The sequence below is a fragment of the Kitasatospora sp. NPDC004723 genome (genome assembly GCF_040609255.1).
In the GTDB taxonomy this organism is placed as follows: Bacteria; Actinomycetota; Actinomycetes; order Streptomycetales; family Streptomycetaceae; genus Kitasatospora.
The window spans coordinates 1-25,228 of the sequence record NZ_JBEXJT010000075.1 but is presented as its reverse complement, the minus strand read 5'-3'; the positions used below and the strand labels follow the sequence as shown (position 1 = coordinate 25,228).

Annotated in this window: 20 protein-coding genes and 3 pseudogenes; 12 read left to right on the top strand and 11 right to left on the bottom strand. The window is 70.4% G+C overall.

Annotation, left to right across the window (positions count from 1 at the left end):
- Positions 1 to 117 precede the first annotated feature (117 nt).
- A pseudogene (locus ABZW10_RS37490) lies at positions 118 to 279 on the bottom strand (transposase); the annotation flags it as partial.
- Between the two features lie 617 nt (positions 280 to 896).
- Complete coding sequence (locus ABZW10_RS37485) at positions 897 to 1,307, bottom strand: hypothetical protein (protein WP_355375791.1); 411 nt, start codon at positions 1,305 to 1,307, stop codon at positions 897 to 899.
- Between the two features lie 268 nt (positions 1,308 to 1,575).
- On the opposite strand from ABZW10_RS37485, the gene ABZW10_RS37480 reads away from it, so the two are divergent.
- Positions 1,576 to 1,992: a DUF2690 domain-containing protein gene (locus ABZW10_RS37480; protein WP_355375788.1), complete on the top strand. Its 417-nt coding sequence runs from the start codon at positions 1,576 to 1,578 to the stop codon at positions 1,990 to 1,992.
- 91 nt (positions 1,993 to 2,083) lie between these two features.
- Here the strand turns inward: ABZW10_RS37480 and ABZW10_RS37475 are convergent, their stop codons facing one another.
- Positions 2,084 to 2,734: a restriction endonuclease gene (locus ABZW10_RS37475; protein ID WP_355375785.1), complete on the bottom strand. Its 651-nt coding sequence runs from the start codon at positions 2,732 to 2,734 to the stop codon at positions 2,084 to 2,086.
- Positions 2,735 to 2,963: 229 nt separating this feature from the next.
- Between ABZW10_RS37475 and ABZW10_RS37470 the strand changes: the two genes are divergently transcribed.
- Entirely contained in the window at positions 2,964 to 3,164 is a 201-nt protein-coding gene (locus ABZW10_RS37470) for a hypothetical protein (protein WP_355375782.1), read from the top strand.
- A 638-nt stretch (positions 3,165 to 3,802) separates the two neighbouring features.
- A complete protein-coding gene (locus ABZW10_RS37465) occupies positions 3,803 to 4,411 on the top strand; it encodes an SMI1/KNR4 family protein (RefSeq protein WP_355375779.1) in 609 nt (202 codons plus the stop codon).
- A gap of 126 nt (positions 4,412 to 4,537) precedes the next feature.
- Here ABZW10_RS37465 and ABZW10_RS37460 read toward each other — a convergent pair.
- From ABZW10_RS37460 to ABZW10_RS37445, 4 genes and pseudogenes are all read right to left on the bottom strand, one after another.
- Positions 4,538 to 5,453 (bottom strand): annotated as a pseudogene (locus tag ABZW10_RS37460) (transposase).
- A 317-nt stretch (positions 5,454 to 5,770) separates the two neighbouring features.
- Complete coding sequence (locus tag ABZW10_RS37455) at positions 5,771 to 6,349, bottom strand: hypothetical protein (protein WP_355375777.1); 579 nt, start codon at positions 6,347 to 6,349, stop codon at positions 5,771 to 5,773.
- A 314-nt stretch (positions 6,350 to 6,663) separates the two neighbouring features.
- Positions 6,664 to 7,167 carry a hypothetical protein gene (locus ABZW10_RS37450; protein WP_355375774.1) on the bottom strand — a complete coding sequence of 168 codons (504 nt, stop codon included), beginning with the start codon at positions 7,165 to 7,167 and terminating at the stop codon, positions 6,664 to 6,666.
- A 195-nt stretch (positions 7,168 to 7,362) separates the two neighbouring features.
- A complete protein-coding gene (locus ABZW10_RS37445; protein WP_355375771.1) occupies positions 7,363 to 7,983 on the bottom strand; it encodes a PadR family transcriptional regulator in 621 nt (206 codons plus the stop codon).
- A gap of 307 nt (positions 7,984 to 8,290) precedes the next feature.
- Here ABZW10_RS37445 and ABZW10_RS37440 point away from each other — a divergent pair, with 307 nt between their 5' ends.
- A complete protein-coding gene (locus ABZW10_RS37440) occupies positions 8,291 to 9,484 on the top strand; it encodes an NAD(P)/FAD-dependent oxidoreductase (RefSeq protein ID WP_355375768.1) in 1,194 nt (397 codons plus the stop codon).
- A 392-nt stretch (positions 9,485 to 9,876) separates the two neighbouring features.
- On the opposite strand, the gene ABZW10_RS37435 is transcribed toward ABZW10_RS37440, so the two are convergent.
- Together ABZW10_RS37435 and ABZW10_RS37430 are read right to left on the bottom strand one after the other, a co-directional pair.
- Positions 9,877 to 10,431 (bottom strand): hypothetical protein, encoded by a 555-nt coding sequence (locus ABZW10_RS37435; RefSeq protein WP_355375765.1) that lies wholly within the window; start codon positions 10,429 to 10,431, stop codon positions 9,877 to 9,879.
- A 459-nt stretch (positions 10,432 to 10,890) separates the two neighbouring features.
- Positions 10,891 to 12,168, bottom strand: coding sequence for a hypothetical protein (locus tag ABZW10_RS37430; protein ID WP_355375762.1), 1,278 nt, complete (start codon positions 12,166 to 12,168; stop codon positions 10,891 to 10,893).
- A gap of 1,058 nt (positions 12,169 to 13,226) precedes the next feature.
- Between ABZW10_RS37430 and ABZW10_RS37425 the strand changes: the two genes are divergently transcribed.
- From ABZW10_RS37425 to ABZW10_RS37415, 3 genes are all read left to right on the top strand, one after another.
- Positions 13,227 to 13,952 carry a 2OG-Fe dioxygenase family protein gene (locus ABZW10_RS37425; RefSeq protein ID WP_355375759.1) on the top strand — a complete coding sequence of 242 codons (726 nt, stop codon included), beginning with the start codon at positions 13,227 to 13,229 and terminating at the stop codon, positions 13,950 to 13,952.
- A gap of 13 nt (positions 13,953 to 13,965) precedes the next feature.
- Entirely contained in the window at positions 13,966 to 15,156 is a 1,191-nt protein-coding gene (locus ABZW10_RS37420) for an argininosuccinate synthase-related protein (RefSeq protein WP_355375756.1), read from the top strand.
- Between the two features lie 98 nt (positions 15,157 to 15,254).
- Complete coding sequence (locus tag ABZW10_RS37415; protein ID WP_355375754.1) at positions 15,255 to 16,229, top strand: DMT family transporter; 975 nt, start codon at positions 15,255 to 15,257, stop codon at positions 16,227 to 16,229.
- Positions 16,230 to 17,098: 869 nt separating this feature from the next.
- Here the strand turns inward: ABZW10_RS37415 and ABZW10_RS37410 are convergent.
- Complete coding sequence (locus tag ABZW10_RS37410; protein ID WP_355375793.1) at positions 17,099 to 18,688, bottom strand: MFS transporter; 1,590 nt, start codon at positions 18,686 to 18,688, stop codon at positions 17,099 to 17,101.
- 207 nt (positions 18,689 to 18,895) lie between these two features.
- Between ABZW10_RS37410 and ABZW10_RS37405 the strand changes: the two genes are divergently transcribed.
- Both ABZW10_RS37405 and ABZW10_RS37400 read left to right on the top strand, forming a co-directional pair.
- Positions 18,896 to 19,888 (top strand): AsnC family transcriptional regulator, encoded by a 993-nt coding sequence (locus ABZW10_RS37405; RefSeq protein WP_355375751.1) that lies wholly within the window; start codon positions 18,896 to 18,898, stop codon positions 19,886 to 19,888.
- A 460-nt stretch (positions 19,889 to 20,348) separates the two neighbouring features.
- Complete coding sequence (locus ABZW10_RS37400) at positions 20,349 to 21,077, top strand: HAD-IA family hydrolase (RefSeq protein WP_355375749.1); 729 nt, start codon at positions 20,349 to 20,351, stop codon at positions 21,075 to 21,077.
- Positions 21,078 to 21,367: 290 nt separating this feature from the next.
- Here ABZW10_RS37400 and ABZW10_RS37395 read toward each other — a convergent pair whose 3' ends face one another.
- Positions 21,368 to 21,700, bottom strand: a complete 333-nt coding sequence (locus ABZW10_RS37395; RefSeq protein ID WP_355375747.1) for a DUF4288 domain-containing protein — start codon at positions 21,698 to 21,700, stop codon at positions 21,368 to 21,370.
- Between the two features lie 370 nt (positions 21,701 to 22,070).
- Between ABZW10_RS37395 and ABZW10_RS37390 the strand changes: the two are divergent.
- The 3 genes and pseudogenes from ABZW10_RS37390 to ABZW10_RS37380 all read left to right on the top strand — a co-directional run.
- A pseudogene (locus ABZW10_RS37390) lies at positions 22,071 to 22,817 on the top strand (transposase family protein); the annotation flags it as partial.
- 278 nt (positions 22,818 to 23,095) lie between these two features.
- Positions 23,096 to 24,259: an FAD-binding oxidoreductase gene (locus ABZW10_RS37385; protein WP_355375745.1), complete on the top strand. Its 1,164-nt coding sequence runs from the start codon at positions 23,096 to 23,098 to the stop codon at positions 24,257 to 24,259.
- Between the two features lie 315 nt (positions 24,260 to 24,574).
- Entirely contained in the window at positions 24,575 to 24,784 is a 210-nt protein-coding gene (locus tag ABZW10_RS37380; RefSeq protein ID WP_355375742.1) for a hypothetical protein, read from the top strand.
- Positions 24,785 to 25,228 lie beyond the last annotated feature (444 nt).

Genomic DNA, 25,228 nt, shown 5'->3' with positions numbered 1-25,228 from the left:
GGGGCGGGTCTTTCCTTGTGGGGCGTGTGTCCTTCCCTCTCGGGGTGCGGGGCGCCGCCCCCCGCCCCCCGGCCGCGCCGCCGCCCGCCCCCCCCCCCCCACGGCGGGGACCTTCGCGAGCAGGGGCAGCAACTGGGTGGCGTCGTCGCGGTTGCCGCCGGTCAGTGACACCGCGAGCGGGATGCCCCGACCGTCGACGAGGACGTGGTGCTTGCAGCCCGGTCGCGCGCGGTCGACCGGGCTCGGCCCGCTTTTGGGCCTCGTCGGGCGGCCCGGACGTGGGTGGAGTCGATCCGGGCGAAGCGAGGGACGCACGACCTGGAGGAGCGGGGAACACCGGGACACGCTCGGGCAGCGGGTGGGCCGGGTCGACCCCGGCCTCAACCGAGCCCTGACCGGCCCGGTCCCGGCCTGCACCGGCTGCCGCAACGGCCTCCCCTTCGCACTTCCCCACCCCGGGACCGCGCGCCAGCTGCCTGCCCGGAGCACCGGGTACGGGTGCCAACCGGGTCACCATCGCGGACCACCGGACTGGGCCTGGCTGGGCGCGGCGTGCTCCGCCCCCGCACCCGTGGGCCGGCGTCAAGGGCTGCGCTGGAGCAACCCCTGCCGCTTGTCGCGGGTTCTCAGTAGCGACGAGGTACGGGTCTGTTCGGAGCCGCCCCCATCGGAGGCCAGCAGTGGACCACGGCCGCCGAGGCCTTCGCCCGGCTCCGCGCTACCGGCGGCAACTGGTGACCGATCAGCCCGACCACGAGCAGCCGGCCCCGCTGCACGTCTTCCTCCCCGACGCCGCCGAACAGGTCGGGCTCCCGCACCGGCTCTGAGCGAAGCGACCGGGCTGGTGGCCCGCCTCCTCTCGGAGCGAGCCACCAGCCCGGCGTCCACCACATGGGTCAGCAGTAGATCCGTGCTGACCGTTCCGGATCGGCGGCCACGTTCGCCACGAAGAGACCGAGGTCGAAGTGCTCGGCTTCGGCGAACGGCGTCAAGTCGTCCTTCAGGCCGTACCACTCGGGCGGGGCCGGATAGCGGAGCTTGATGATCTGTCCTACGGCCAGGACACAATTGGCTCCGACGACATGGTGCTGGACGTCAACGGACCCGTCGAGCCGGACCACTTCCTCGCCCACCCGGAGTCGGAGCCCGCCTGCCTCCCGGTAGAGCACGACATCGGTGGCGGCCAGCTTGCCGTAGTGACCACATGCGGTCTCCGAAGGCTTGACGCTTCTCACATGGTCCGTTGGACCGGTCGTGGGATCGAAGTGAGCGACGAGGCCGGCGGTCTTGAAGGATGCAACGAGCATGGCTACCTCTTACCCAAACCCAGGTCCTGGCCACCGGTCCGTGTTGCGCTTTCTCGGATCGGTGCTCAGGCCGAAGAATCCGCCCGTTCCGGTGACAGCGGATCGGACCGACCCGGGTGTGCGGGTGTTGAGCTCCGAGCGCCGACGGATTCGAGTTCTGGCGCCCTTCCGTTGCGGGGAGAGTGCAGGAGAAGAGAACCGGTACCGGCTGGAGCGGCGACTCGCCGTACGCAGGGCTGTCGGGTCCCTGGAATGTCAGGAGAAACGCGTGTTCAAGAAGGCTGTCGGTGTCGCTGTCGCGGGACTGGTCATGGCGGCGTTGTTGCCCGTCGGGACGGCTGAGGCCGCGACGTGCAGGGGGTCCGGGTGCACGGGCAAGAACCCGATCTCGACCGGTTGCGGGGATGACGCCCGCACCATCGACACGATCTCGCCGGCTGGGGGAGGCCCTGTGGTCGAGCTGCGCAATTCCGCCACCTGCAGTGCAGCGTGGGCCCGTATCGAGAAGGCGAACAGCAACTGGCGGTTCAAGATTGAGATCAAGGGTGGGGCGTCGTATCTCGCCAACGCTTCGCTCGACCGCCAGGTACCCACAGCCATGGTCGGAAGCAGCAACGCCTACCAGGCCTGTGTGGAGCAGTACGACGGGGCAGGCGGCTCCTGGTCGTGCACCGGCTGGCACTGACCGCTCAGAGCGAGACTCCCGGGAACCGGAGCCCGCCGGCGGTGGCCCCGACTGCAGGCGCGTCTCGTTGGGATGCGTGATGGCCGGGGTGTCAGTGCCAGGGAGGTCGGCCGGTGCCCTCGGCCCACAGGGCGAGGGCACGGTGGTCGGTCATGCGGATGCCGACCTGCGTGCAGAACGCGGCGGCGGCCTTGGTGAACGTGCTGGTGGTGACGACGACGGCGAGGTCGCAGCCGTGGATGTCGCGGTAGGTGCCGTTGACCGTCTGGACGTCTTGCGAGCCGACCAGGGTCTTGGGCCCGTAGCGCTTAGCCTGGATGAGGATGCGCTGCCCGCGGGGGGTGGTGGCGAGTACGTCGGCGGCCAGGTCGCCTGATCCGCCGACGACGGTCACCCGCGTGCAGCCGTCGCGCCGGCACAGGTCGGCGAGCGCGTGCTCGAAGGCCTTGGGGCTCATGGTCATGAACGCGCCGATGTGGCGCAGCTGCGCGGTGCGTGCGTGGTGGGCGCGGCGGTCTGCGGCGGCGCGGGCGCGGACGGTGGCGACCGCGGCGGTGAGGGCGATCGCGATGATGCCGGTGAGGGCGAGGAGGTGGTGGGCCAGCCATTGGACGGCGACGGTGGCCAGGGAGAAGGCGACGAGGGCGCCCGCGCCGAGCAGGACGGCCTGGTCGCGCGCCTGGCGGGCGCGGCGGCCGCGGCGGGCGATGGTGGTGCGTCGGCGTGCGGGCCTGCGGGCCACGGCGTTCCCCTCCTGGTCCACGGTGTGGCGGTGAGCCTAGGGGCGGACGGCGTCGTCACGTTGGGGAACCGGTAAATCACGGGGCCGGCTGTGGCGACTTGACCGGATCCGGATGGTGGGAGGCCGAACGGCCTGCGCCGGTGCGGCCTGTTTTCCCGATCCGGGCCCGCCGTCAGTGATGTTCTGGCATCCTCACCCAGAGTTTCCGACATGTGACACGGGGTGGGCTTTGCAGTACACGATCAGCGCGAGCGCGTTTCTCGCGATCATCATCATCGTCCGCCTGCGCAGGCGGACCGAGGCCCGGTCCCGCAACGACGAACTGGTGACCGTGCTGAGCGCCGTCACCCTCGGGGTGCTGATCGCCGCCACCCCACTGGGCCAGGGCATCCACCAGCTCGTCGAAGCGGTCGTCCGGGCCCTTCAGTGACCGCGCCGAGCCGGCGGCACCCGCTCCGGCGACTTCACCACCGGGGCGTCGAGAAGAAACGCGCGCCAACCGTAGTGCAGGCAGCGGACGACCTCGGTGTTCCACTCGACGACGGCCAGATCGTCGTGACGCTTCCGGAGGAGTGACAGGAGGCGATCGAGGGCACCCGTGCGGGCCGGGCTCGCGGTGTCTCACATGTGGGCCACCACCGACCTGGTCCTGCCGGTGTGCGTCGGTCGTCGGCCTCAAGTGCCGCACCGTCGAGCTCACCGACCTGATCGCCGACCAGGCGAAGATGTGGACCGTCATCGGGCACCCGTTCGGCGCCGACGACCGCCGGTTGGGCTGTCTCCAGCTCAGTGGCCGGCATGCTGTCGACGAAGCGCAGGCCCGAACGCTGACCGAGTAGCTGCGCGCGGCGATCGAAGACATCCGCGCCGCCCCCGAACAAGCGATGGCAGTGGTCGGCTGGCGATGGCCGCCAGATCGAGCAGCCGGTAGGCGGTCGAGCGGCCGATGCCGAGTTCCGCGAGCATGTAGGCCGGCCAAGCGGAGGAGGGGTATGGGGCAGCCGATCACACCGGTGACGCCGATACCGGTGAGCAGGTAGTCTGCGGAGGACAGAGAGAAGAGTTCGCATGGACTCCCGGATCGCCCGCATCCGACGCAAGCTCGCCAAGGTGCCCTACGCCGCGCTGCGGAGCTACTCCTTCGGTGAGGAGAAGCACGGGTTCCGCCTCGAACCCCCGTTGCCGGACGCGAAGGTCGCCGAGTTCGAGGCCGACCGCCACATCGAACTGCCCGCCCCTTACCGCAGCTTCCTGACCACACTGGGCGGGGGCGGCGCATCGCCTTTCTACGGCCTGCTGCCGCTGCAGTCATGCCGGCTGTTCACGATGGACCCCCGCGGCGAGCCCGGCCGCCCTTGGGGGTTCACGTTCGCTGGCGGCCCGTCTCACCGAGGTGACCTGTTCCTGCACATCATCGAGGCGGGGTGTTCCGACCTGGTGCTTCTCGGCATCACGGGTCCCCTGGCGGGCCGCGTCGTCATCGGAAACGCCGATGGCTTCTGGGGCCCCAACGTCTCGTCGGCCACGGACTTCCTGGCCTGGTACGAACGCTGGCTCGACCACATGCTCGCCGGGCGCGACAACCGCGACCTGAACCTGACCTCACCCGCCCTGCGAGCGCCGGCCGACCGCATCGAGAGACAGCACCGCGATCGCAAGGATCTGTCGTGGCCCTGAGAATCCGAAGCCGCGTCATCCGGTTGAGAATGGAGACGAATCCGCAGGTCGCATGGTTGCCCGTATGACATGGAAGCCGAGAACCTGCACCCCTGTAGGGCCCTTTGGGCGCGTATTCAGTTCTGATCAAGCGGTGGCTCGGGCGAGGTCCTTGAGCCCGTTGACCCGGCGTTGGACGGTGTTCCGCTCCTTGTAGAGGCCGCGTCGTGTCCCACGGGCCGCCCGCCCCTGCTGCCGCGGCGTTTGCGGTGGGCGGCCCGGTCCCGCTTCTCCAGGATGACGGCCTTTCCGCGTGCGCAGGTGGGCGCGGTTGCCGTGGGACGAGTAGGCCTTGTCACCGGTGACAGCCCCGAGCCGGGTCCGCGGGCGGCCCACCGGCCCACCGGCCCGCGGACCCTGACCTTCCCGAGCACGGGAACGAACTGCGGGCTGTCGGAGGTCTGCCCAGCGGTCAGGACGAAGGCCAGTGGCCGGCCCTTTCGGTCGCCGGCCAGGTGGATCTTGCTGGTCTGTCCGCCCCTGGAACGTCCCAGCAAAGCCTCCCTCAGCCGGATCCGGTGGCGACGCCGGACGCGTCGTCGCTCCTCCCGATCCGGGGCGGCCCCGTCGTGCTGTCCGTCTTGTCCGGTCGGCGCGCCCCCGTTTGCCTGGCCCTCTCCTCTTCGGCTGCGGCCTTCTCCAGGGCAGCGAGGGCGTCCTTGCCCAGCCGCATTCCGGCGGTGTCCTGGTGGGCGCGGACGGTGGCGCAGTCGACGCCGACCAGTGACAGGTCCACCTCGCTCCGCTTGGAGGCCCCCGTGAGCACGCCCTCCAGCAGGTTCTCGATCACGCCGGCGTCCCGCCACCGGCGGAAGCGGTCGTGGACGGTGGACCACGCACCGAACTCCCGGGGCATCTCCCGCCGCTGCCCGCCTGTACTGAACCGCCAGATCACGCCTTCGAACTGCTGACGCAGCCGCTCCGGGTAAGGGCCGTATCCGCCGATCGGCAGATACGGACCTATGAACTCCCAATCGGCATCGGACAGTTGCGCGCGTGTCATGCACAAAGGCCTACCGGATCCAGCGTCGCCACAGGGAAGACTTCCTCGGATTGATCACAACCAGAAACGCGGCCTGGAAGCCGTTGTCGTGCCGATCTTGGCGGGCATGGGTTCGACTGAAGGAACTCGGTCGGGCCGTCTTGCCGCCCGCCGGGCATGAAGACAGGGCCGGCGATCGAGGTGTGTCCGGCCGTGGCCAGCCGCTGAGGGGCGAGACCGGCGGCCCCGGGCTCGAGGTGTCCTTCTTCTGGGGCACCGGGCGGGTGCTCCCTCGGTGCCATGACTTCGGTCCGGCCTGTGTCCCGGGCGGGGCCGCCCTAAGCCTTCGGGAAGGTGAAGCCGAAGGGCAGTTGGCGCATGAGGTGGTGGTAGCCGGTGGCGTCGCGGGCCAGGGATTCCAGGTGGAGGACGGTGTGGATGGTCGCGAGCTCGCTGTCGGTGGGGTTCATGGTGTGCTGGCGGGAGCCGGGGACCGGGCGGGAGCCGGCCAGCGCGTTGCGCAGGGCCGCGGCGTTGATTCCGGGCAGGGTGCCGGCTTCGGCGGCGGCGAGGGCGGTCTGCAGGGTGTCCATGCTGGTGCCGCGGACCTGGATCCGCGTCGGGCCCGGTGCTGGCTCCGGCTGGGGTTCCGGCTTGGCCTGGAGGGCCCGGAAGGCCAGGGCGGTCCGCCCGAACTGGGTGATCCGTGCTGCCCAGTTCGAGCGGGCGCTGTCGGTGGCGAGGGCGTCGAGGACGTCGTCGCCGGCGAGTTCGCACAGGCCGTGCTCGGCCAGACCGCGCGTGATGCTTCTGGCACGGGACTGCTTTCCGGGCAGCTGTGTTCCGGCAATCCAGTTGTCCACGTCGTGGCCTGCCAGGTCTTCCAGCACGGCCCACTCGTCCTGGCGGAGCGTCACAAATCCCTCCCGCAGAGTTACGTCCGCGCGTCATCCTGCCAGGACCTCCGCTGCGTTGCACGGCGAAGTCCACAGGCCACGCTCGGCTGGCTGGTGAGACACGCGCAGTCGTCCACCTGGCCTTCGAGCGACCACTCCGGCTGGTCGGCTGTCCCGCATGCGGGGGGGATTACGAGCACGCCGAGGAACCGTCCAGATGTTCCGGCTGACCCCCCGCCTGCGGGGAGGACCTCGTATCTCTGAAGTGCTCCGCTGCTGATGCGGAAGCTCGTCTTGGGCCTCTGCGCTTGCTCGCGGTGAAGGGGGCCAGCAGCTCAGTGTTCCGGTCCGGCCGGTATCGACCGCTGAGCGGCGGACAGCCGGGACTTGGCGATGTTGCGGATGCGGCGGGTGCGGCCATTCTCAGCCAGAACCTCCAGAACGGTCACGGCTGAGGACTTCTCGGCTGTGCGAAGCTGTAGCCAGTTGGAGGCCGCGAGCAGGCTGTTGGTGTCCCACGGCTCGTCCAGGGTCATCGCCCGCAGCAACGTCCACTCGTCGAGGCGTCGTGTGGAGAAGTCGTCCACCACAACGGCGCCGGCCATTTCCAGGTACCAGGAGGGATAGCCGGGATCCGCGAGCAGTTCAGCGGCCCGTCTGTCGAGGTACTCACAGACGGCACTGTTCGCCATCCCCTTGTCGGGATCGGTGAGTACTCGGGCGACAAGGGCAACGGCATCCACCGGGGCCACCTCGTCGAATGCCCTCCGGTAGCGCGCATACCGCACGTGCTCGTCCGGGTCCCAGCCCGAATCCGCAGACACCGCGCCGCTCGACATCGCCGTCACCCCTCTCGACCGACTGGTGGATGGAAGCCTGCCACACACCGTGGCACCCCTGATGCTTGTCGAAGCCCCGCAGGGACCCGTTCGGGTTCGGCGAGACCCGCCGCGGCGTCGCGCACCGGCGCCGCGTCGGGTTCCGCCCGGTGTGCCGGTGCGGAGGTCATCGTGGGCGGCCCGCCCCGGGGCGGGCTACTGCGGGGCCTGGGTGTCGCCGGCCTGGGCGGCCGCGATCAGCTCCTCGCCGCTCCAGGTGAGGCGGCCCGAGCGGAGGTCGGCGAGGACGGACTCCAGCCAGTCGCCCTCGGCCGCGGCGAGGGCGCGGGTGTACTCGTTGTCCAGCAGCGCGACGCGGGGGACGCCGAGCGCCGCCGTGTCGGTGACCGAGCGCTCCTGGGAGGCCTGGACGGCGCGCACCGCGGTGAGGCGGGCGGTGAGGGCCTGCTCGATCTCCTCCGGTGCGAGCAGCATCAGGTTGGAGAGGGCGACCGGGAACTCGGGGAACTCGAGCCTGGGTTCGCGCAGCATCTGCAGCAGCCAGGTGCGGGTGGTCGCGCGGCCGGCGTCGGTGATCTCGTAGACGGTGCGCTCCGGGTACTGCTGGTCGCGCCCGGTCTCGCGGACGGCGATCAGCCCGGCCCCCAGCAGCCGGTCGATCGCGCGGTAGAGGCTGGTGCGCTGGCTGACGTTGACCACCTGGTCCTTGCCCCACTCCTTGAGCAAGCGCTGCATCCCGTACGGGTGCAGTGCCTTGAAGTGCAGCAGTGACAGCACGGTGAGCTGGACCGGCGAGCTCTTGGGAGCGGTACTCATGATCCGGATGCTACTCCCGACGGAACTAGTTGCATGACAACTAGTTGCAGTGCAACCATGGAGGGGTCGGCAGAGCGCCGGCCCCGACCACGGGGGCTTCGCCCGGCCGGCCGGCACCGCCGACACCGGTGAGGCGCGCGTTTGCCACGGAGCCATCGCGGCCCTCTGCGCTAGGTGCTCGCCCGTGTACCTGTCGGCGTCCGCCGGGCCCACCCCACCGGGCCCACCGCACCGCACCGCATCCACCGGCACCGCACCCACCGTCGACGACCCGGCCCGGGTCCGACCTTCGAAGGAGTACGAGGACATGGCACCGAGGATCACTACCGCCCTGGTCATCGGCGGCGGCGTGGCCGGCCCGGTCACCGCGATGGCCCTGCAGCAGGCGGGTATCGAGGCCACCGTGTACGAGGCCTACGAGGGCACCGCCGCGGGCGTCGGCGCAGCGCTCGGCCTGGCGCCCAACGGGCTCGCCGCGCTGGACGCGATCGGCGCCGGCGACCGGGTCCGGCGGCTTGGCGACCCGATGGAGGCGATCGTGCTGCAGAGCTGGAACGGCAGGCGGCTCGCCGAGATCGCCGGCCCCGGCACGCTGGAGCCCACCCGGCTGGTCATGCGCAGCGACCTCTACCGGGCGCTCTACGACGAGGCCCGCCGCCGGGGCATCCGGATCGAGCACGGCAAGCGGCTGACCGCGGTCGAGGAGGGAGAGAGCGCCGTCACCGCAAGGTTCGCCGACGGCACCACCGCCACCGGCGAGCTGCTGGTCGGCGCCGACGGGATCCGCTCCACCGTGCGCACGCTGATCGACCCGGCCGCCCCGAGCGCGCGCTACGCCGGGCTGCAGGGCTTCGGTGCCGTCAGTGCCGAGGCCGGCCTGGTGCCGGACACCGGTGGGAAGATGGTCATGACCTTCGGCAAGCGGGCCTTCTTCGGGCTGCAGGTGATCGGCGGCAACGCCGTCTGGTTCGTCAACCTGCCGCACCCGCAGCCGTTGACGCCGTCCCAGGCGCTCGCGCGCGGGGCCGGATGGTGGCTGGAGGTGCTGGCCGAGGCCTGTGCCGGCGACCGTACCCCGGCATTGGACCTGATCCGGCGCACTGATCCGGCCGAACTGCTGATCACCGGGCCGATGGAGAGCATGCCCCGGGTGCCGCACTGGAGCCGGGGCCGGATGGTGCTGACCGGGGACGCGGCCCACGCGCCGTCCTCCAGCTCCGGTCAAGGGGCCTCACTGGCGATCGAGAGTTCGGTGGAACTCGCCCGCTGTCTGCGGGATCTGGCCCTGCCGGGCGCGCTGGACCGGTACGAGGAGCTGCGCCGCCCGCGGGTCGAGCGGATCATCAGGCAGACCGGGCGCATCAACAGCAACAAGGCGGTCGGCCCGGTCGGGCGGGTGCTGCGCGACGCGCTGATGCCGGTCGGCATGAAGCTGATGAACCAGGAGAAACTCTCCCGACCGCTGCGGTACCGGATCGACTGGGCGGAGCCGGCCGCCTGACGGCCGGCCGGAGGAGATCCGGTGGCCGGACCCGTGGGTGGGCGGGGGTGGTGTCGGCACGACGGCCGGAAGCATGTCGATCGACACGACACGACACGCCGGTGGGCGGAGCGGTTCGGCCGCCGGCGGCCAGGCACCCGGTGGATGCAGCAGGTCGGGGGACTGCCGAGCGGGAATCGGCGCCGAAGCGACTCGGGGTCGTCCACAGTAAGACGTTCGCCGCCCCGGAAGGGCTGCGTGCCGCACGGACCGAGGACGGGGCCGCCCGTGCCCGGCTGAGCCCCGTGCGCGGCGCCCCGCCGCCTTCCCGACCCGACGAGCCGGGGACCCGGCAGCCGGCACGTCCGCACTTCCCTTGGCGCATGCCGGTCGGGACGGCCTGTCGGAGGGCATCAGCGCTGCTCGACCGCGGGCCGGTCGGTGGCGTCGACGACTCGCGCCAGTTCGCCTGCCGATTCGGGGGTCAGGCGGTAGAACCCCTGGAGGCCGATGGAACGTTCGAGGCGGCCGTCCACCACGTACTTCAGGCCCCGGGTCCGGCCCCGGAGGTTGCGCCAGGTCAGCCGTTCCAGCAGGTCGCCGGGTACCGGGGTCTCGAAGTCCACGGGAGTGGCGTCCACGTGCACGGGTGCCGCGCCGCAGCCGGCGGCGCCGAGCATCGACCAGTCGTCGTGGCCCGGAAAAGCGGGATCGTTCCACGTCGCGGGCGCGGTGCCGCAGCAGTCGCGGCGCTCCCTGTCGAGCACGCGCATCCGGCTCACCACGAACACCTCGCGCCGGTTCACGTGCAACGCGTACACCTCGTCGCCGACCCGGGCTCCCGACCAGGACGGCAGGGAGGTGTGCACCCCGCTGTAGGCGACCGGCGGCCGCTCGCCCACACGTCCGGCCCGGCGCAACGCACGGCAGGTGTCATGAGTCCACAGGACGGTGAAGGCATCAGACATGCCGTGATCGTAGGAACGAGGTCCGACATTCCCCGGCCAGACCTTTCCGGGACTGGCCGAGCTCCGGTGGCACGGGGCAGATCGCCTGCCGGAGGACAGTCCGGTACTGATCGGGTGCGGCGGCGAGCAGCTGGGAGCGGACGGTGGTGGCGGCCTCCCGGGGCGCCGGGGTCCTCGTCCACCGGGGGTGGTCAGTTTGGTGGCCGTGTCGAGCGCCGGTACCCGAACGGCCGCCTCCCGTGCGAGGGGTGCCAGATCGTGTGGTGCTGCTGGCGGATCCGCAGTTCAGCTGACCGCCGTGGTCGGCCGGGACTCGTAGAAGGTCTTCGCATTGTGCGTCTGGTCCGTTCCCGCTAGTGCTCTGACCGCATCGGTTCGCCGGGTTGCGCAGCCGCTGGCTGCGTTTTGTCCTCATCGCCGGGGCGGAACCAGCAACCATCCGGTCACAGCACCAACGGCTCACGGCCCAGTAGAGTCAGGGACGGTATGCAGGGACAGGACCGCGACGTCGCCGCCGTAGCCCACCACGAGCGAGCCTTCCGGGGTCACGGTCAGCGCATGGACTGGCGCGGGAAACACCAGCTCCCGGCCGATCTGCCGCCCGGCGGCCAGCTCCCACAGGCACACCGTTCCATCCGAACCACCGGTGACGACCCGGAGTTCTCCACCGATCACCGCGGTCACCACCGCGGACACGGTGCCTTCGTGGCCGACCAGCCTGCCGACTTCCCGTCCCATGACCAGGTCCCACACGCGCACGGTGGCGTCGTAACCTGCCGTGATCGCGTGGGCTCTGCCGCCGACGACCGCCGTCGCGACCGCCCACGCCTCGCCGTCGTGGCCCGTCAGGGGCTCCCCGACCGGTTGTCCGGTGGTCAGGTCCCACTGCCAGACCTTGCCACCGCTCATACAGCCCACCGCATGGGGCCTGTCATCGATCACCAGCGTGTCGATGGCCATCAGGAAGTCGTCGTGTCCGGTGAGTTCGCCGACCTGTTCCCCACTGGCCAGATCCCAGACCCGCACGGACACGTCGTCGTCGCTGGCGAGCGCACACGGTCGCCCTTGGACGACAGCCGTGCCCAGACACCACACCTCACCGTTGATCCCCGGCAGCTCGCCCGTCTGCTGGCGGGTGGCCAGGTCCCACGCGAGCACCGCCCAGTCGCTGGCCGTGACGACGCACGGCCGACCGTCGACGACCTCCGTCGCCACCGCCCACACTCTGCCGTTGAAGTCGCTCATGGGCCCGCCGACCGGTTGGCCGGTCTCAAGGTCCCGCACCCGGACCGTCTGGTCCTTGCTGCCGGTGACCACGACGTGGCGGCCGTCCGAGAAGGTTGTCACCACCGCGTCAACACCGCCGGTGTGACCGGACGGGTTCATCTGGAAGTGCGGGTCACTCTGCGCGCCGGTGGACCACAGCACCTGCCATGGCTCGGTGTCGACATCCTCCACTGACACGGCGGCAATCCGTGCCGACAACTCCCGGTCCCCGTACCGAGCCGCGTCCAGGGCCAGCAGCTGCCGCCGCACCCACGGTGGCACGTCCCGGTGTACGTCCACCGACGCCCGGTAAACCGCAGCCATCAGTCGCGCATCGGAATCCGCATCGGAAGCCAGCAACCCCAGAACCCGCTCCGGATCGGCGTTCACCAGCCATGGCAGGTCCGTCCACCACCCTTCCGCCCCCGACGGATCCGATGCCGAGGCGGTCATGTGAACGTCGTCACTCATGGCCGAAACTCTAGCTAGCTGAGCGGGCAGCGGAGCGCGCTCCTGGACGTGCTCACCCGGCACGCCGGGACCGTCACCGGCTGATCCCGCGGGTCGCCTTCCGCCTGCGGCCGTCGTTCCCGGTCCCGGGGGTGGTGCGGCCCGAGGGGAGCGCTCTCTTCCCGTGGCGGTCCGAGAGCGGCGCGGGCGCACGTGTCACCCCCGGGTGGACCGGCCGGCTCTTCGCCGCGTGGAAGAAGCATGCCCCGGGTGCGATGGGGTGGCCCGGTCCCCACGAGGCGTGGCGCACAGTGAGTATTCGCATACGCACGGTATGCTTCGGGCGAGTCGGGCCGCCCGCGTGGAGTGCAGATGCCGCCGCGGGGGGAATCCGCCGTCCGTGAGGAAGGGCGCCATGCCGAAGTTGAAGGCCGCGATCTCGGCGAAGACCAGGGACGAGAGGGTCGAGCGGATCGCGCGGTACCTGGAACGCGACGACCGCGACGTCGAACCGCCCCCGGGTCCGGATGCCGAAGGCATCGTGGTGACGGGGCGGGCCCGGCGCCTCTCGCCGGTCCCGCGCTCGCCCGGCCGGCCGAGCGGCCGGGTCCGCTGCCGCCAGTGCCGCCGGTGCGCAAGGTGGCGTGTTTGTCCATGGCCGGTGGCTCGAACGGATCGGAACGGCAATTCGGCCCCGAGGTCGGAGAAACCTTCGCACCTGCCGCGAGCTGCGAAATCGACAAATCTTCGAGATCTTTCCCCATTCCCATACCGCGGTGAGGTGGGTCACATCTCCTCGCCGGATTTCTTGCGTAATTCCCGGCGGCGCCGATTGAAGATCGTCCGGGCCGCTGCAGGATGGGCGGAGAATATTTCGGGAATGCGATGTTTCCAATAGTTTTTTCGAGGGCCACCCGAAGTCTCGCATGTCGGACGCCGTGCGGAAGCTCGACCCCGCGCGGGTGGGAACCTTCTCGTCAGGTTCCGCTGGTGTGTTTCCGACGCTCCGGATCTGAACGAAACCGGTCGACGAGTGGATCCAGCACGTCTTTCCGCCGGACATTGCAGAGGGGGAATCAATGAACGAGTCCAGCCAGCCCGCCGGTGCGCTCGAAATCGGCGAGCGAGGGTACGTCCACAGCCGATTCGGCGCCGTGATCGGTCCTGAATTCATTCAGGGCGCCGATTGGAAACTCTTCGCCGACAGCTGGAACAGCCTGAGCCGGGACGGCTACATGTCCGACGGCGGCACCTACCGGGAACGCCGCTACTCGGAGTTCTCGCACGACGCCGCCCAAGGACGCACGGCCCTGCTCCCGCACGTGCCCTACTCCCAGACCAAAGAAATCAACTACCTGAACGGAGGCATCGAACGACACTTCGACCCATTCGAACGGCACGTCGCCGAAAGCCCCGTGCTGAATGCGGTCTTCCAGTGGTGCGCCGACATCCTGGCCCGCACCACCGGCACCGCGAACTGGAAGGTACAGAGCTTCCAGAACCGCATCCTGGCGCGCTCCACGGAAGCGGGACAGCCCACGCCCGAAGGAATCCACCGCGACGGCGTCGACTTCGTCCTGACCCTGCTCGTCGGGCGCGAGTCCGTCGACGGCGGCACCAGCGCGCTCTACGACGCCCGCACCCGTGAATGCCGCGCCGAGGTCCTGCTCACCGAACCCGGTGAGTTCCTGTTCGCCGACGACGAGAAGATGGTGCACGGCGTCACCCCGCTGACCCCCGCCCATCCGGGCGGCCGGGGCCACCGCGACGTCCTGATCGCCATGTTCACCCGTGCCGACGGCTGACCGGGAGAGGGCCATGAACCACAGCCGGATCATCCGCTCCTTCCACCAGCTCACCCCCGAGCACCTCGACCCCGCCGCACCCGTCGTCACCCTGTTCAGCGGAGGCCTGGACAGCAGCTACCTGCTGCTGCGCCTGCGCGACGCCGGGTTCCGCGACGTGCACGCGGTGAGCGTCAACCTCGGAGAGGACGAGACCACCGAGCACAAACAGCGAATCGCCGACAAACTCGGCGTACGGCTGCACGTCATCGACGGCCGGCAGGTCTTCGCCGAGGAGTTCGTCCGCCCGGCCATCGCGGCCCAGGCGGTCTACCTCGACACCCACCCCGTCAGCTCCACGCTCAGTCGCCCCCTCATCGCCCGCCTCGCCGTCGAACTGGCCCGCGAACTCGACGCCATCGCCGTCCTGCACACCGCCAACCGGTCGCAGAACACCCTGCGCCGGCTGAACGGCGCGCTCACCCTGCTCGACTTCCGCGGCGCCTACGGCAGCCCGTACGACCTCGACCCGGTCGACCGCGACCAGAAGATCCTCGAACTCAAGGAGGCCGGCCTGGACCGGATGAGCGAACGCATCGTCAGCGGCGACTCCAACCTGTGGTGCCGCGAGTTCGAGTCCGGCATCCTCGACGACCCCGAGGAACACGCCGTACCCGCCCACATGTACGCATGGAGCACCCCCCGGCCGCAACACACCGAGGAGACCGTCGAGATCCGCTTCCACCAGGGCGTCCCGGTGGCCGTCGACGGCGAGGAACTGCCGATCCTCGACCTGATCGCCGGGCTCAACACCCGCGTCGGCGCCTACGGACTGGGCCGCTACAGCGGCCTCGAACACCTCGACAACGGGGAGAAGGTCCTGGAGATCCGGGAGATGCCGGCGGCCTGGCTGTTGCTGCGCACCTTCCGTCACCTGGAGAACGCCACCCTCGAAGCCGAGACCATGCGCGAGAAGATGCACCTGGAACAGCTGTGGGTGCGCGAGGCGCTGGAAGGCCGCTGGTACGGCGAACTGCGCCTGGCCGTACAGCACTTCATCGACTCCTGCGCCAGCCGCGTGACCGGGACGGTACGTTGGCGGCTGACCAGCGGCGGCGCGGACACCCGGGCGATCGTCGCCGACGCGCCGCGCTACCTGCGTGACCGTGAGGCGTGGGAGAAGGAATCGATCCGCACCGAGCGGGCTCCGTACCTGGCAGCCTGATCGGGCCCCGCGTGACGGGCAGGGCCGGGTGGCCGGGGAACCCCCGGTCATCCGGCCCGCCGCACCCGCTCCACACCACGAAAGCGAGAGAGCACCTCGTGCCCAAAGGACAGTCACGCGCCGGTCTGATCGACCTCCTGCTGTTGCTCGTGGCAGCCGTCTGGGGCTCCACCTACCTGGCGGCGAAGGAACTCGTCACGCCCGCCACCGTCGTCGCCGTCCTCGCGCTGCGGTTCCTGGTCACCGCGGTGGCCATGCTGCCGCTCGCCGTGCGCAGACTGCGCGGTGCCGGCCGCGACGAGATCGTCACCGGCACGCTCCTCGGCCTCATCCTCGCCGTGATCTTCCTGTTCGAGACCTTCGGCATCGCCCACACCACCGCGACCAACGCCGGGCTCATCATCAGCCTGACCATCGTCATGACCCCGCTTCTGGAGAGCGCGGTGAGCCGCTCCTGGCTGCCCGCCCGGTTCTTCCTGGCCGCGGCCATGGCCGTGGCCGGCGTCGCCCTCCTCGCCTCCGGCTCCGGCCTGCACGCCCCGACGCTCGGCGACTGGCTGATCCTGGCCGCGGCGGCCGTACGGGCCGTGCACATCACCGTGATGCACCGGCGCTCGGCCCGCAAGAGCTACGACTCGTTCACCCTCACCTTCCTCCAGATGGCGACGGCGGCGGCGCTGTTCTGCCTGGCCGGCCCGCTGGCCGGTGACTCCGCTCCCGCCCTGGCCGCACGCCTGGGCCCCATGCAGTGGGTGGACCTCCTCTACCTCGCGCTGATCTGCACGGTCTTCGCGTTCTTCGTCCAGATGTGGGCGGTACGCACCACGTCACCGTCCCGGGTCAGCCTGCTGCTCGGCACCGAACCCGTGTGGGCGCTGCTGGTCGGCGTCCTCCTGGGCGGGGACCACCTCGGACCGTACGGCGCCGCGGGCGCGGTGCTGATCATCGTCGGCGCCGGCTGGGGACAGCGCATCGAACGCCGACACCGGGAAGGCACAGCGGGCCACCCCGAACCGGACGGCGAATCGCCCGACCACGACCCCGCCGACACCCAACTCGCCCACCCGGCCTGACCCAAGACCCGCACACCGGCACGCCACGACCTGCGCCTGGCACCTCCCCGGCGGCCGGAGGCCCGCGGGGCGCCGGCCGCGCCGGCGCGCTCCACCGGGACTGGGGCCCGCAGTACAGCGCCGCCCACGGCCTGACGGGCGCACAACTGCTGCTCGTCACGGCCGCCTGGATCCTGCCGCCCCGGATGCGCTGGGCTCCATGGCGCTCCGTCGCAGCCGCCCTGAGCGTGCTGTGCGGCCTGACCTGCAGCGCGGTGATCCAGCACTTCGACTGAGAGCGCCCGCCGGCGTCCCTACGGTCTCCGGTTGACGTGCCCATGGTGGGACGGCGGGTGGTGCTGCGATTTCGTGTCCGGCGCTTCATGTGCGAGGACGTCTCCTGCGGGCGGCGGGCGTTCGTCGAGCAGGTCGCGGGCGGCTGTGGCGGGCGGTTGTGGTGCGTTGGCGTGCGGGCCTGCGGGCCACGGCGTTCCCCTCCTCGTCCACGGTGTGCCGGCGAGCCTAGGGACGGACGGCGTCGTGACGCAGGGGAACCGGTCAACCACGAGGTCGGACGGGCTCGTGGGCAGTGCGCCGATCGCCTCGGTGCCGGTCAGCGGTCCGGTTCAGAGCTTTTCCAGTTCCGCTCGGCGCGCCGGCGGCGCGGACTGCCAGTGGCCGCCGAAGCGCTTGCGCAGGGAGGACCACAGCGTCTGCGGATTCGCCGCCGGGAAGCCGGGCCGACCCTCGCGCCTGCGGGGAGGACCCAGCCGATCAGTCGCCGCTACCGTCCACCGCCGGCTGACCCCCGCCGGCGCGGGGAGTACGGGCTGACGCCGGTTCGGAACGCGGGGTGGTGCGCCGCCCCGGGTGGGGCGGCGCACCCCATGTCACGGTGTGCGTTGGAGTTCCTCGACGGACGCGCCATCAGTGGAAGCAGCGGCAGCCGCGGCGATCCGCGGGGCCGGGGCCGCGGCCGGGGACCCGGCGCCGGGGGAGGGGCGGCCCGAGGGCGCGGCCGGGCGCAGGAGGAGGGCGCAGCCGAGGGCGGCCAGCAGGGCGAGCGAGGCCGACACGATCAGGCAGAGCCGGAGGCCGTCGAGGAAGGAGCCACCCAGTGCGGCCAGGGCCGGTTCGGTGGCGGGGCCCAGGTCGAGCCCGGCCACGGCGCCGAGGCCCTGGTCCCGGGCGGCGGCGAGGGCACGGCCGGTGGCCTCCGCCGGCACGTCGCCGTCGGCGAGTCGGCCGGGCAGGGAGTCGAGGGCGCGGGTGGTCAGCAGTGCGCCGAGCACGGCGGGGCCGAGGGCGCCGCCGAGCTGGCGGAAGGCGTTGTTCCCCGCGGCGGCCATGCCGGTCAGGTGGTGCGGTACGGAGGAGACGGCGGCGGCCGTCATCGGGGTGAGGACGGCGCCGATGCCGAGGCCGAGCAGGACCAGGCGCCAGGCGAGCGACCCGTAGGAGGTGCCGGCGTCGATGCCGGTCAGCGACAGCAGTGAGCCCGCCATCACCACCAGACCGGTGGTGATCATGACCCGGGCGGACACCCGGTGCATCAGGCGTCCGACGGGGATGCCGACGACGAGGGACGTCCCGCTCACCAGGACCATCCGCAGTCCGGCCTCCAGGGTGGTCAGGTGCTGCACCAGGCCGAAGTACAGGCTCAGGACGAAGAAGAAGCCGATCAGCCCCAGGAAGCTGATCATGGCGACCAGGGTGGTGGCGGCGAAGGCCGGGCTGCGGAACAGGGCCGGGTCGAGCATCGGGCTGCTGCTGCAACGCTCCACGAGGACGAACGCAACCGCGCTCACGGCACTGAGCACCAGGGCCGCCACCACGGCGGGCTCACCGAAGCCGTTGGCGCCGCCCTCGATCACGCCGTAGACGACCGAGGTGACGGTGACGGCCGCGCTGATCTGCCCGGGCCAGTCGAGCCGCCGGCCGTGCGGCGCCCGGGAGTCAGGCAGCAGGAAGGCCGCGACGGCCAGCACGACCAGGGACACCGGGATCGGCAGGAGGAAGATCCAGCGCACCCCGACGTGCTCCAGCAGCACCCCGGCCATCAGGGGCCCGACGGCCAGCGAGGCCAGCATGGACATCGCCCACACGCCGATGAACCTGCCCCGCTCCCGGTGGTCGGGGACCGCGTGGCTGACCAGGGCCAGCGTGGTGGGCAGCAGGGCCGCCGCCCCCAGGCCGGAGGCCGCCTGTCCGATCCACAGCGACCGCACCGAGTCCGACCCCAGCGAGACGGCCGCGCCCAGCGCGCAGAAGGCCATGCCCGCCTGGAACACCCGCTTGCGGCCGTGGACGTCGCCCCACACGCCGGTGGTCAGGATCAGCGCGGCCATCGGTAGCACGAACGCGTCCGACACCCAGGACAGCTGGGAGGTCGAGGCGCCCAGCGTCCGCTGGATCGCGGGCAGGCTCACCGACACGGTGGTCACGGGAAGGTAGGCGACGAAGACGCCGAGACAGGCCATGACGAGCGTGACGCCTCGTCCGGCCCCGGGGCGTTGCACCGTTGCGGGGTTCACGAAGTGGTTCCTTCGGCTGCGGGGTGCCGCGCGGGCACCGGCTGCTGGTTGGGCAGCGACCAGCTTCGCCCCCGCCGGCGGATAGTCCCCAAGCGATCTCGGCAGAAGGAGAAGAACCTCCATCCGTGCGCTCGCATGTGTCAGGATTCCTCCGTGTATGACGACCTGGACCGCAAAATCATCCACGGGCTGCACTGTGCCCCGCGGGCCTCGTTCCGCCGCCTCGGCGAGGTCATCGGAGTGTCCGAACAGACCGTGGCCCGCCGCTACAACGCGCTGCGCCGCGGCGGGGTCCTGCGCGTGGTCGGACTGAGCAGCCCGGCCGCCCACGGACGGGCGGAGTGGATCGCGCGGCTGCGGTGCCGCCCGGACGCCGCCGGGCCCGTCGCCGAGTCCCTCGCCCGCAGGCCCGAGGTCGGCTACGCCGGCATCGCCTCAGGCGGGTCAGAGGTCATCTGCCTCATCCGCTCGGCCAGCGGCACCGGGCGCGACGACGTCCTGCTGCGGCAGCTCCCGAGGGCCGCCTCACTCCTCGACACGAGCGTGGACCTGCTCATCCACACGTTCACCACCCCGGCCACGGCCGGCTGGGCCGGCGGGGAACGCTCCCTCACCGACGAGCAGGTGCGACAGCTGATGGCGGAGCGCCCCGCACCCGCCGGGCCGCCGCTTGCCCCGACCGACGAGGACCTCCCCCTCTTCGCGGCCCTGGCGGAGGACGGCCGCGCCTCCCACACCCGCCTGGCGGAGGCCACCGGCTGGTCCCCGGCCCGCGTCGCCCGCCGGCTGGAGGCCCTGGAAGCCGCAGGCTCCCTCGCCTACGGCATCGACATCCTGGCCGAACGGCTCGGCTACGAATTCAGTGCGCTCCTCTGGTTCCAGGTCGACCTGCCCGCCCTCCACCGGATCGGCGAGGAGATCGACCGGCACGACGAATGTGCCTTCGCCGCGGCCACCAGCGGCAAGTACAACCTCCTGGCCGTCGTCATTTGCAAGGACACCCCGGACTTCTACCGTTACCTCAGTCGCCGCCTGGCCCACATCGAGGGCATCAGGGGCTACGAGATCAGCATTCGCGCCCGCCGCCTCAAGCAGTCCGTGTCCCTCATCCACCACGGACGGCTGATCCACCCGGGCTGGGGGTGAAGGGGCCGCGGGTTCAGATCCCGCTGTCCGGCGTGGGCTGACCCCCGCGCCTGCGGGGAGGACACCACGACCTGCACCGTCTCCCACCAGTTCCACGGCTGACCCCGCGGGAGCGAGGAATGAGACGGCGGGCGACGAACGCGCCCGCCGAGGTTCCCCTACGGAGGGCCGCGCGATCGGGCTCGATCGTCCCGGGAGGCAGTGATGTCCTGTCAGATCACTGCCGTACTCGGACTGGAGCCGGTTCCGGCAAGTGTGGAAGGAGTTCGGTCGAAGATGAAGCGGCCGGCCGGCCGACCGGGGCTGGGGCCGACGAGCCCACCCCGGGACGGTCCACGCTCGCCGCCGGGCCGGCCGGCGGCTCATGAGTATCGTCATCGACCACAGCACCATCTGCTCATGCACGGCGGGGCAGCGAATCGTCTCGTCCTCGCGTGATCGCCAACGAAAGAGCAAACCGATGCAACCGATTGTCCTATTCGACCTGGACGGCCTTCTGATCGACTCCGAGCCGATCTGGGACGCGGCAAAGCGTGAGGTGTTCGGTCCGCTCGGCCTGCACCTCACAACGGAGATGCAGGCGGCGACGCGCGGGCTGCGGCAAAGGGACATGGTGGCCTACTGGTTCGATCGGGCCACCGTTCAAGCCGACCCCGACGACGTCGAGCGGCAGATCGTGGCCGCCGTGTGCCGTAGGTTGGCGGGAGTGGTGCTGAAACCCGGCGCCGAACACGCCGTCGCGGCGTGTGCGCGTGCGTCGAGGGCGATGGCCGTCGTGTCTTCTTCGCCGGAGTCGGTGATTCGGCATGCGCTCGCGAGCACCGGCCTTGACCGATCTTTCGACGCCGTGTTTTCGGCCGAAGACGACGAACACGGCAAGCCCCACCCGGGCGCCTATCTCCGCGCAGCCGCCGCCCTCGGCGCGTCACCCGACGAATGCATTGTGATCGAGGACTCGCTCAACGGCGTCCTCGCTGGCGTGTCAGCCCAGATGACGGTCGTCGCCGTTCCCGAGGCCGCTGATCGCCGCGATCCTCGCTTTGCGATCGCCACTCTGGTACTGGAGTCCCTCAAGGATCTCGATACCTCTGTATTCGGCGCGTATGTGTCCGGGGGGAGCCGGGACGCCACGTGGGCATCGCGTGCTGTGGATCCTCAACCGTTCCGCGAACCAGATCGTGCTGTATGACGCCCTCGCTCGTGGGTTCGGGCCTTCACGGGTTAAGGCCCGAACCCAGTCCTCACCCACTTCGTCCCACCAGTACTCACTCCGCGTGATGTGCAGGTCGTAGCCCATGGCCGCCCAGCGTAAACGGACACGTAGCACCGCGAAGCCACGTCGAACCAGGTACCGGATTCGCTGGCCGCCGACTGACCCCCTCCTGCGTGGGGAAGACGGGCGCACACAACGGTGAAAGGCGAGGGTGGTCGAGCGGAGACATCCACGCCCTTCTGCCAGACCGAACCTCGCGAACGACATCACTCACTGATCTGAGTGTGCGCCGGTCCCGAGTCGTAGCGGTCGAGGAACGCGTGCGGCGGGAGGTCGAGCGCATGAAGCTTGGAGAACACCTCCGTACCCGCGCCCACCTCCCCGTCGCCGTCGGAGATCCGGTACGCCTGCACCATGCCGAGGACTTCGAAGTCGCCCTCCCGGGCGTACTCGGCCGACTCCCGCTCGGCCAGTTCCACGGCCTCGTCGAGGGACCGTGCGCGAAACAGCACGACACGCTCCTCGTAGGGACGGTTTTCCCCGGTCAGCCATCTGTAGAAGGTCCTGGCGCTGTACCACGCCTTCGGCTCTTGCCCCATTGCGGTCCGTCACCCTCTTGCGCCAAACCATGATCGTTGCAAAGACAGACCCACTTTCGCAACAGGCCCAGCTCCCTCTGCTCAAAGGCGATTCTCTGCTCGACTGACCCCCGCGGGTGCGGGGCGGATGATCAGTGCGAGGCTCTCTTGAGAGGCCGTCCCGGACATCGACCTGCGGGGCGGTGGGGCATCGAGATTGAGGTCCTCACGGCAGCCAACCGCGCTGCCATCGTCCTTGGTGATCGCGTACCAGTGAGCTCTTTCAGAGTGGCCACTGATCGGGTGACGGGCCAGCGTCCCGTAACACACGAGGCTCCCGTGCCGTTGAGAGATGTGCTCGACGTCTCAATTCATCAGCGCAGGTGCCTCGCTGGTTCCCCGTCCTGCCGCATTCGACTTGCCGCACGCTCTGGTCGAGTGGGTATCCATGCTCATCGTCACCCGTGAGGGTGACCGACGCTGCAAACTACCGCCTCACCAGCGCGCTCTCGTCGGCCTGGTGTACCTGCGCCGGCACGACACGCTCGCACAGATCGCCGCCGGCTTCGGCATAGCCGTCGGGACCGCCCACACCTACGTCACGGCCGTTGTCGGGCACCTGTCCCGCCAAGCACCCGGCCTCCTGCGGGTCCTGCGCGAGACCGACCCGGAGTACGTCCTGCTCGACGGGACGCTCGCCGAGTGCGACCGGGTCGGCGACAGTCGGGCCGACTTCGCCCAGAAGCACCGCCATCACGGCGTGAACGTGCAGGTCGTGGCCGATCCCACCGGCAAGCTGCTGTGGATCTCACCCGCGCTGCCCGGCCGCACCCACGACCCGACCGCGGCCCGTGCCCACCGCATCATCCGGATCTGCGAACGCCAGGGCGTCCCCGTGCTCGCCGACCGCGCCTGCATCGGGGCCGGCTCCTGGGTGACCACACCCATCAGACGGCTTCCCGGCCGGGACCTCACCACGACCCGGCGGACGATCAACCGAGCCTTGTCAGCGGCACGAGCACCGGTCGAACGAAGCATCGCGTGACTCAGGTCCTGGCAGATCCTCCGCCGGGCCCGCTGCAGCCCCAACCGGATGACCGTCGTGGCCGCAGCCGTCCTCACGCTGGAACGTCAACGCCGACGAGGCTCATTGTCGTTCCAAGGTGAGGGCGGCCTGGCAATGGCCGACATCCGGTTGAGGACCGTCTCACGACCAGGCAAGTCGGCCTTCGGTGAACCGACAGACCGGGGAGCTTCCATCAGCGATCCTCGTCAGCGTCTCTGCCACGGAGTCGAAGTACTGGGCCATCGACGCGTACTCGCCCGTGACCGTGATCTCACCCACGAACCAGCTGCCGACACGCCCGTCCCGCACATCGATGAACTTCCCCCTCCAGAGGAGAAGGAGATGGGTAGATGGTTCGGGAGAGCGTGTTGCGCGTCGCCGTGGTCGGCTCGGGTGTGCTGGGGGCGGCGGTGGCGGACGAACTCGTACGCCGAGGCCTGTCCGTCGTGATCTGTACGGCGGAGGAGTCGCGGCTGCCTGTGACGGATGTGGCGTTCGGCTGGCTCAATGCGCACGGGTCTGCCGCGGAGCCGCCGGTCGTGCGCGATCGGGGCGATCTCTCCCGATCGCGCAGCGCGCTGCGCAGCGTCACGACGCCGTTGCGCGGCCTCATCACCTGGAACGGCGCCGTGAGTTGGGCGTCGACAGCGGCTGCGACGGCTCGATTCGCCGAGCAATCGGGTTCTGGCGTCGTGATCGTCGAGGCGGAGGCTCTGCGGCAGATCCTCCCCGGCCTGCGGGTGCCGCCGCCGGTCGTCGCCCACGCGAGCGACGAGGGCATGGTCGAGCCGGACGACCTGCGCCGTGCGTTCCTCTCCCGCGCTCGGGCCGGCGGAGCGACCGTCGTCGCCGCTCAGGTGGATCGCGTCCGGGCGCGGCGGGCGGGCGGCTACGAGCTGAGGGGCACCGGGGTGGCTCTCGTCGTCGATCGGGTCGTACTCGCCTGCGGGACGGGCCTGCCTGCCCTCGCGGAGCAGTTCGGCGAGCACATCGAAGTCCCCGATGTCCCGGCAGCGCGCTTCACCTTCTCCGCGCCGGAACTACGCCTGGATCGGGTGGTGTCCACGCCGGCGTTCGAGATCCGGCCGTCCGCCCGCCACGGCTTCGTCGGCGCCGAGGACGTGGTCCCGGGCGCGTTGGTCGACGGCGAGGCGGGCGCGGGCGCGCGCGTCTCTGAGTGCCGTGAGAGAGGCGTTCGGACTCCCCCGGGAGCCGGTGCTGGGGAGCGTGACCACAGGCCTCCGCCCGATCCCGGCAGGCGATGGCGTGCTGTGCGTACCGCTGGCGAGTGCTCCCGGGGCCGTCGCACTGGCCGCACATCCCGGGGTGACGCTCGCAGCCTTGTTGGCGCTGCGTGTGGCGGAACAACTCGGGAACCCCGAATGACCTGGTCCGCATGCTGCCAAGAGAATGCCCATCACCGGACAAATCACCCACTGAACCCGAAGGCCTCAGCCCCGACCAGCGGGCGGCTGCCCGATTATTTGGTTGTGATCAATGGGTGGTACTGGTGAGGTCTTTGATCCAGATCATCGCGCCCCGGAGGTGGAGGCCGGCGAGGTCGCTCGCTGGGGGTTGCCGCAGCGGGAGGCGATGCCCCGCCGGGCCTTCCGCCCAGCCGATTCGGCACCTGGTCCGGCTGACCGTCCACAACGTCATCGCCGACGGCGACCAGATCCCTGCTCGGGCTTGGTGAGCCACCCACCCCAGTCCCCGAGCCCTTCGCCGGCCTGCTGCGGGACTATGCCCGTGTCGGGCGGCCGAATCGGCTTGGCGGAATCATGCCAGCCAGCGACTGTCTCTTCCCTGGCCGCCGGGCCGGACAGCCCATGGCCCCCACGACGGTCGGAAGGCGGATCACCGTCGCAGGCATCCCCGCACCGCACGGCCGCACCGCCGCGCTGCGGCAACTGGTCCTGCAGACACAGCCATTCGTGGTCGCCGGGATGCTCGGCTACCACACCGTCTGCACCGAGGCCGTCACCGCCGAGGCAGGCGAAACCTGGAAGAACTACGTACCAGGCGACCACGCACGATGAAACGACCTACACAGAACCTCATCCGAGAGCCCGGTCGGCCAGTGTCCTGGAGAAGAGCTACTTCTGGAGGGGAGGCATTCCGTCGACTAGTTCACCCAGCACCCAGCCCTCGAGCGTCCATAGGAGGGCGAAGAGCGCCACACAGGCGGTCGCTGCGATGGTGAACTGTCCTATCACGCTTTTCGCGAACCGCTTCATTCACTCTCCTCGCTGTCCATACTGCCTCAGTCACAGTGACGTCGTCTGCGTCTGGACAGTTCCTCGTCGGCCCAGGTGCCGCGCGCTTCGTCAGCGGAAGGGTGTCTCCGACGCCCTTGGTCGGTCAGTCTTCCCCACGTCGACACCGGAGGCTACTGAACTTGAACTCGTGAAGTCGGTGTAGTTCGTTGCCGTTCCTCCGGAGTCGCTGCTCTACGACCCGGTGCCTGGTAGCTGTGCGGCGAC